At 71.2% G+C, this 7,031-nt stretch carries 7 protein-coding genes; all 7 read right to left on the reverse strand.

Annotated features, from left to right (window positions below; translation table 11 throughout):
* Positions 1-278: 278 nt before the first annotated feature.
* The gene (locus tag V5O40_RS27555; RefSeq protein ID WP_332908156.1) at positions 279-1,256 is read right to left on the reverse strand and encodes an aldo/keto reductase; all 978 of its coding nucleotides are present in this window, start codon (positions 1,254-1,256) and stop codon (positions 279-281) included.
* A complete protein-coding gene (locus tag V5O40_RS27560; protein WP_332908157.1) occupies positions 1,256-2,128 on the reverse strand; it encodes an amidohydrolase family protein in 873 nt (290 codons plus the stop codon). Before V5O40_RS27560 ends, V5O40_RS27555 begins: the two co-directional genes overlap by 1 nt.
* On the reverse strand, positions 2,125-2,886 hold the full coding sequence (locus tag V5O40_RS27565; protein ID WP_332908158.1) for an SDR family oxidoreductase: 762 nt from the start codon (positions 2,884-2,886) through the stop codon (positions 2,125-2,127). Before V5O40_RS27565 ends, V5O40_RS27560 begins: the two co-directional genes overlap by 4 nt.
* Positions 2,883-3,908, reverse strand: a complete 1,026-nt coding sequence (locus V5O40_RS27570; protein ID WP_332908159.1) for a zinc-dependent alcohol dehydrogenase — start codon at positions 3,906-3,908, stop codon at positions 2,883-2,885. The genes V5O40_RS27565 and V5O40_RS27570 overlap by 4 nt, the downstream gene beginning before the upstream one ends.
* Positions 3,909-3,970: 62 nt before the next feature.
* On the reverse strand, positions 3,971-5,209 hold the full coding sequence (locus V5O40_RS27575; RefSeq protein WP_332908160.1) for a mandelate racemase/muconate lactonizing enzyme family protein: 1,239 nt from the start codon (positions 5,207-5,209) through the stop codon (positions 3,971-3,973).
* 1 nt (position 5,210) lies between these two features.
* Positions 5,211-6,038 carry a carbohydrate ABC transporter permease gene (locus tag V5O40_RS27580; RefSeq protein WP_164445419.1) on the reverse strand — a complete coding sequence of 276 codons (828 nt, stop codon included), beginning with the start codon at positions 6,036-6,038 and terminating at the stop codon, positions 5,211-5,213.
* The coding region (locus V5O40_RS27585; RefSeq protein ID WP_332908161.1) for a carbohydrate ABC transporter permease at positions 6,038-7,031 on the reverse strand (994 nt) is incomplete at its 5' end. The genes V5O40_RS27585 and V5O40_RS27580, both read right to left, overlap by 1 nt.

The following is a 7,031-nucleotide window of genomic DNA, read 5'->3' on the forward strand; positions in this document are numbered from 1 at the left end:
CCACGGCGCCACCAACCCGCCGGGGGGGTCCGGCGGGGCCTGACCCCCGCCACCTTCGGGGTGGTCTGTGACGTCTCGGGTGGGGCCCGTCCTCCGGAACGCGGCGCGGGACCCGACCCTGGGCGTACCGAGCCACTGCGCCCGGGGCACGGCCTCGTACCCGTCTCACGAGGCCGTGCCCGATCCGTACGCCGGACCGCGTCGCGCGGGTCGGTGCCGAGAACAACAACGACGACGTCCCTGGGCCGCCGGAGCGGACCAGGGACGTCGGCCAGAGGTCAGATCGAGGCGAGCAGCCCGGCGCCGACCAGCGACTGCCACAGCTCGTCGGGCACCACCGCCGCCGAACGTCGCACGGTCTGCGCCATCTGCGAACCGTCGCGGACACCGACCACCGTCGACACCACGGCCGGATGCCGTCGGACGAAGGCCAGCGCCGCCTCCGGCAGGGTGACACCGTGCGCGTCGCAGACCTCGGCGATCCGACGCGCCCGCTCGATCAGCTCCGCCGGCGCCTGCTGGTAGTTGTAGAACGCGTCGGCAGGTGGGTGGTCCCGCGACAGCAGGCCCGAGTTGTAGACGCCGGCGATCACCACGCCCACGCCCCGGCTCTCCGCGAGCGGTAACAGGTCGTCGGCCGCGCCCTGTTCGAGCAGGGTGTACCGGCCGGCGCACATCATCACGTCCACGTCGCTCTCCCGGACGAACCGGGCGAGCATCGCCGACTGGTTCATGCCGGCCCCGATGGCACCCACCACGCCCTGGTCGCGCAGCTCGACCAGGGCGGGTACGGCCTCGTTGGCGGCCTGCTCCCAGTGGTCGTCAGGATCGTGCAGGTACGCGATGTCGATCCGATCCAGGCCGGTGCGCTCCAGGCTGGCCTCGATGCACCGGCGTACCCCGTCGCGGCTGAAGTCCCACACCCGGCGATGGCTCGCGGGCACGTCGAACCCCTCGGCGTCGCGCTGGTGCGCGTTCTGCGGCGACGGCTCCAGCAGCCGGCCCACCTTCGTCGACACCACGTACTCGTCGCGTGGTCGGTGCCGCAACACACTGCCCAGGCGACGCTCGGACAGCCCGAGGCCGTAGTGCGGCGCGGTGTCGAAATACCGCACACCCGCCGCCCAGGCGGTGTCGACCGCGGCGGCGAACTCCTCGTCGGTGGTCGCCCGGTACAGGTTGCCGCCCTGGGCCGCGCCGAAGCCCAGCTCGGTGAGGCCGATCGCCGGCCGGCGCGGCAGTGCATGTTTCCTCATCACGCTGCCAATCGGTAGCAGCGCCGGGCGGTGCCCGCCCAGAACGCCGCGCGGTCGGTCGGGTCGAGGTCGCCCAGCAGCTCCGTGACCGCCGCCACCCAGCGGGCGTACGAGGTGGCGAGCAGGGACACCGGCCAGTCCGAGCCGAACATCAGTCGCCGCGGCCCGAACACGTCGAGTGCGTGGTCGACGGCGGGTCGGAGATCGGCCACCGTCCAGGGTGACCGGGGCACCTCGGTCGTCAGGCCGGACACCTTGGCCGTGGTGTTGGACGCTTCGGCGAGAGCCCGTAGGTCTCGCCGCCACTGGTCGAACTCCGGAGTGCCCAGCGCGGGTTTGCCGAGGTGGTCCAGGACGAAGCGCACGTCGGGCAGGTCGTGCGCCAACCGGGCGGCCATGGGCAACTGGTGTTGCCGGACCAGCAGGTCGAAGACCAGGCCGGCGGCGCCGACCGCGGCGACGCCCCGGCGGACGTCCGGTCGATCCAGGTAGGCCGGGTCGGGCTCGCTCTGCACGAGGTGACGGATGCCGACCAGGTGCTGCCCGCCGGGGGCCGCGCACAGCCGGTCGAGCTGATCGGCGACGTCGGCGGCCGTCAGGTCGACCCAGCCGACGACACCGCCGACCAGGACGTCGTCGGCGGCGACGCGGAGCAGGTCCACGGTCTCCCGCACCGAGGCGATGGACTGCACGACGACGGTGGCGGTGACGCCCGCCGCCCGGGCCAGCGGGGCCAGGTCGGTCGGTTCGAAGTCGGCGTCGATGGCCGCCATGGTCACCGGGTCGATCCACGGCTGAGGATGCCGGGCCCGGACCCACAGATGGTGGTGAGCGTCGACGATGCCGGTCGACCCGGCTGCCGCGTAGGTCATCGGCCCAACCATCCCCCGTCGACCGGCAGCACGATCCCGTTGACGTAGTCGGAGGCCGCCGACGCCAGAAACACGGTGGCTCCGCCGAGGTCATCGGCGGCACCCCACCTGCCGGCCGGAATCCGGGCGAGGATCGCCCGGTCGCGCTCGGGATCCTCACGCAGGGCCCGGGTGTTGTCGGTGGCGATGTAACCGGGGGCGATGGCGTTCACGTTCACCCCGTGCGCCGCCCACTCGTTCGCCAGCGCCTTGGTCAGACCGGCCACGCCCGACTTCGACGCGGCGTACCCGGGCACCGTGATGCCGCCCTGGAAGCTGAGCAGCGACGCGGTGAAGATGATTTTGCCGTGGCCGCGCTGCACCATCGTCCGGCCGATCTCCCGACTCAGCACGAACTGGCTGCTCAGGTTGACCTCGATCACCTGGTCCCAGAGTTCGTCGGGGTGGTCGACGGCTGGGGCGCGGGCGATCGTGCCACCGTTGTTGACCAGGATGTCGATCGGTCCGAGCGCGATCAGCTCACCGGCCAGCCGGCGGACCGCCGCCCGATCGGCGAGATCGGCGCGCAGCGGGGTGAACCGTCTACCGGTGGCCCGCACCCGGCGCGCCACCTCGCTCTCCTCCGGTTCCAGGTGTGCGGAGACACCGACGACGTCGGCACCAGCCCGGGCCAGCGCCTCGGCCATGGCCAGGCCGATGCCCCGCCGGGCCCCGGTGACCACAGCGGTCCGTCCGGACAGGTCGAACGGGTTCGTCACCGGTCATCCTCCCGCCAGTCGAGCAGCACCTTCATCACACCGCCGCCCTCCAGCGCGGTGAACGCCTCGGTCGCCGCCTCGGGCGGCTCGACGCGGGAGATCAGTTGCCGCGCCGGTATCGCACCGGAGGCGACCAGCCGGATCGCCTCCACCATGTCGTCCCGTTGGTAGAGGCGGGCGCCGAGCAGTTCCAACTCGCGCCAGAAGAACCGGTGCAGGTTCACCTCTCGCGGCCGGGGATGGATCGCCACCATCACCAGTCGTCCCCTGGCGGCCAGCACCTCGACCGCCGTGCCGACACCCGCCGCCGCCCCGGACACCTCGAAGGCGACGTCGGCGCCCGCGCCGTCGGTCCGGTCGGCGACCAACGCCGCCACGTCGACCGCGGCCGGGTCGACCGCCTCGATGCCGATGTCGCCCGCCACGGCGCGCCGCGTCGGGTCCGGCTCGACGAGCAGGACCCGCGCACCGCGGCCTTGGGCGACGGTGCCGATGAGCACCCCGATCGGCCCGCCGCCGACGACGACCACGTGGTCGCCGGAGGCCACCTCGCCACGTCGTACGTCGTGCACGGCGACGGCCACCGGTTCGACGAGTGCGCCCTGGTCGAGCGGCAGTTCCTCGGGCAGCGGCAGGACGAGTTCCGCCGGCACGTTCCACCCGGACTGCATGGCGCCGGGCGAGTCGATGCCGAGGAAGTCCATGGCGTGGCAGATGTGCGAGTTGCCGCGTCGGCAGGCGGCACACCGCCCGCACCATCTGGTGGGCAGCACCGTCACCGGCTGGCCGACGGACCAACCGGTGACGCCCTCGCCCAGCGCCGCGACCCGCCCGGACATCTCGTGCCCGATGACGGCGGCGGCACCGACCCGGGAGTCCATGTCCCCGTGGTAGATGTGCAGGTCGGTGCCGCAGATCCCGGTGTAGGCCACCGAGATGCCCAGCTCGCCGGGCCCGGGCGCCGCGGGCTCACGTTCCTCGACTCCGAGGCGCCGTGCTCCCCGGTAGATCACTGCCTTCATCGATCCTCCGTCTCAACGGCCGCACGTCGCTCGTGCCGCCGGCCACCACCGTGGGGTCCGGGTCAGTGACTTCCGGTCGGCGACACCTGGTTGCTGTTGTGTGCCGGGGTGGCAGCCCGGGCCAGCGGGAAGCCGCCGGCGGTCGGCAGGACACCGTCCGTCGCCGCCAGCAGCCGTCGCCCGGCCTGCTCCGGCCGGACGTTCGGGCCGTCGACCGCCGGTGCCTGCGGGTGCCGGTCCATGGCCCGGATCCGTTGTTCGTCGACCCGCAGGCCGAGCCCCGGCGAGTCGCCCAGGATGAAGGCTCCGTCCTCGACGTGCACGTCGACGGAGACGCCGACCGGCGGCCAGAGGTCCTGCAACTCGCTGGTCAGGTGGTTCGGCACCGAGGTGGCCGCGTGCAGCAGCCCGAGCGGGCTGTTGCCGATCGGGCTGACCGGCAGGTCGTAGGCGTGCGCCAGGGCGGACACCCGCAGGAAGTGGGTGACACCACCGATCGCGGACGTCTGGACGACGTCGACCGCGCCGGCGGCGATCAGCGGGCGGTACTGCTCGAGTCCGGTGAGGTTCTCTCCGGTGGCGACGGAGGCCCGCACCCCCCGGCCGACGGCGGCGAGCCCGTCGGCGTCCCAGCGCCGGACCGGCTCCTCGATCCAGATGAGGTCGAGGGTGCGTTCGAGTTCGCAGACGTGCCGGACGGCCTGCTTGCGGGTCCACGCCTCGTTGACGTCGAGCATCAGCCCCGGCCGTAGTCCGTGACCGGCCTCGGTCAGGATCTCCTTGACCAGGTGGAGCCGGTGCCGGTCGTGCTCGATGTCGAGTCCGCCCTTGAGCTTGGCGGCCCGCAGCCCGTGCTCGGCGTAACGAAGGTACGCCGAGACGAGTTCCTCGTCGCTGAGGGCGATGTCGAGCCCGGACGCGTACGCCGGGACCCGGCGGTCTCGGCCGCCCAGCAATCGCCACAGCGGCTGGCCGGCCGCCTGCGCCTTGATGTCCCACAACGCGGTGTCGAGTGCCCCGATGGTGCCGAAAACCGGGCCGGCGTGACCGGCCTTGAAGGTGTGTCGCAACATCCGGTCGTAGAGCGTCGTCACCGCACGGGGATCCTCACCGTCGATGGCCGCGAAGATCCGCTCGATCTCGACGTGCGGGCCGATGCCGACGCCCGACAACCCCTCGTCGGTCTCCACGACGACGATCGGCACCGGGACCCTCCCGTCGGCGAACACGCCGTTGGCGTCGCCGACCGGGCGCCCCCATTCGTGGACCGTGGTAAGCGTCCGATATCCGGTGATGCGCATGTCAGCCCTTCGTGGAGCCGGCGGCGACGCCGTCGGCGATCTGGCGCTGGAGGAAGAGGTAGACCACCAGGACCGGTATCGCGGCGATCAGTACCCCCGAGGCGAAGGTGGGAATGTCGTCGGAGTACTGGCCACGCAGCGAGGTCACGCCGACCATGAGCGTCCGGTGATCCGCCGACGGCATCATCACCAGCGACATCAGGACGTCGTTCCAGCAGAACAGCGCATTGAGGATGCCGACCGACAGCAGCGCCGGGGTGCCCAGCGGCAGCATGATCCGGCGGTACACGCCGTACACGCTGTTGCCGTCGATCCGGGCCGCGTCGATGACCTCCCGCGGGATGGTCTTGTAGTAACTCGTCATCAGGAAGACGGTGAAGGGCAGGAACTGGGCCACGAAGACCAGGACCAGTCCGGGGTACGTGTCGATGAGGGCGGTGTCGGCCATGATCCGGGCAAGCGGCACCATGATCACCTGGAACGGCACGAACAGGCCCGCGAGGCAGCCCAGGAACAGCGCCGAGGAGCCACGGAACCGAAGCTGGCTCAGGGCGAAGCCGGCCATGGACCCGAGCAGCAGCAGCAGGACGACCGACGACGTCACCACGATCAGGGAGTTGAGGAAGTACCGGTCCATGCCGACGCTGTTCCACGCCGCGCTGATGTTGTCCCAACGCAGGGTGTCGGTCACGGAGAACCGGTCGAGGATGTAGTCGCGCCGGGTCTTCATCGCCACGTTGACGGTGAACAGCAGTGGGTAGATCGTCGCCAGCGCGAGCAGCGACATCGGGATGGCCAGCAGCCACCGGCTCAGTCGTACCCGGGACATCAGTCCTCACCTCCGGCCCGCCGGAGCAGCTTCACCTGGAGCAGTCCCACGACGAGCATGATCACGAAGAGCACCGTCGACGCGGCCGAGGCCAGGGCGGGCCGGTTCATCTGGCCCTGCTGGATCCAGATGTAGTACTCCGGGAGATAGGTGGATCCTTCCGGCCCACCGCTGGTCATCACGTAGAGCAGGCCGAACATCGAGGTCAGCATCCCGACCATGGTGGTCACGGCGACGAACGCGATGGTGCGGGACAGGCCCGGGATGATCACGTGCCGGATGACCTGGGGCAGCGAGGCACCGTCCACGCGGGCCGCGTCCAGCAATGCGGCGTCCAGGGTCGCGAACCCGGCCAGGAAGACCACGAGCGCCATTCCGAAGGTGGCCCAGATGTGTACGCCGACCACCACGAACATCGCGACGTCGGGATTGCCGAGCCAGTCCACCGGGCTGATGCCGGCCGCCTCGAACACGGCGTTGACCGGACCGTCGAAGGCGAGCAGCAGATTGAAGATCGCGCCGACGATGACCGGTGAGAGCACCGCCGGGAAGAAGTAGACGCTGCGGTAGAAGCGATGTCCGGGCACCTTGAGGTAGATGAACGTCGCCAGCAGACCGGGGATCGCCACCGCCACCGGGAGCAACAGCACCAGCAGCCCGACGTTGCTCAGTGCGGTGCGGAACAGCGGGTCATCGATCAACTCGAGGTAGTTGTCGAGACCCACCGCCTGACCGTTGCGCTCGCCGTCTCCGGTGAAGGAGAAGTTGACCCCGAGCAGCAACGGGTACAGCCGCAGCACCACGATGATCAGGATTGCGGGTGCGACCAGGACGTAGGGGGCGAAGCGCTCGGCCCGGGAACCGCCGCGGCCGGGCCGTGCCCGGGCACCACGGCGGCGGCCCGCAGAGCCGGCCGCCGCCCCGTGGGGGGGGGCGGGGGGGCCCCCCGCCGCCCGCCGGGGTGGGGGTTGGGGCGGGGCCCAATAAACCCCC

Source organism: Micromonospora palythoicola (assembly GCF_036689795.1).
Lineage (GTDB): Bacteria > Actinomycetota > Actinomycetes > Mycobacteriales > Micromonosporaceae > Micromonospora > Micromonospora palythoicola.

Bases quoted from the DNA above. Each gene is read 5' to 3' on its own strand.
- V5O40_RS27555 (WP_332908156.1), bottom strand. From the start codon at position 1,256: ATGAGGAAACATGCACTGCCGCGCCGGCCGGCGATCGGCCTCACCGAG.
- V5O40_RS27560 (WP_332908157.1), bottom strand. From the start codon at position 2,128: ATGACCTACGCGGCAGCCGGGTCGACCGGCATCGTCGACGCTCACCAC.
- V5O40_RS27570 (WP_332908159.1), bottom strand. From the start codon at position 3,908: ATGAAGGCAGTGATCTACCGGGGAGCACGGCGCCTCGGAGTCGAGGAA.
- V5O40_RS27575 (WP_332908160.1), bottom strand. From the start codon at position 5,209: ATGCGCATCACCGGATATCGGACGCTTACCACGGTCCACGAATGGGGG.
- V5O40_RS27580 (WP_164445419.1), bottom strand. From the start codon at position 6,038: ATGTCCCGGGTACGACTGAGCCGGTGGCTGCTGGCCATCCCGATGTCG.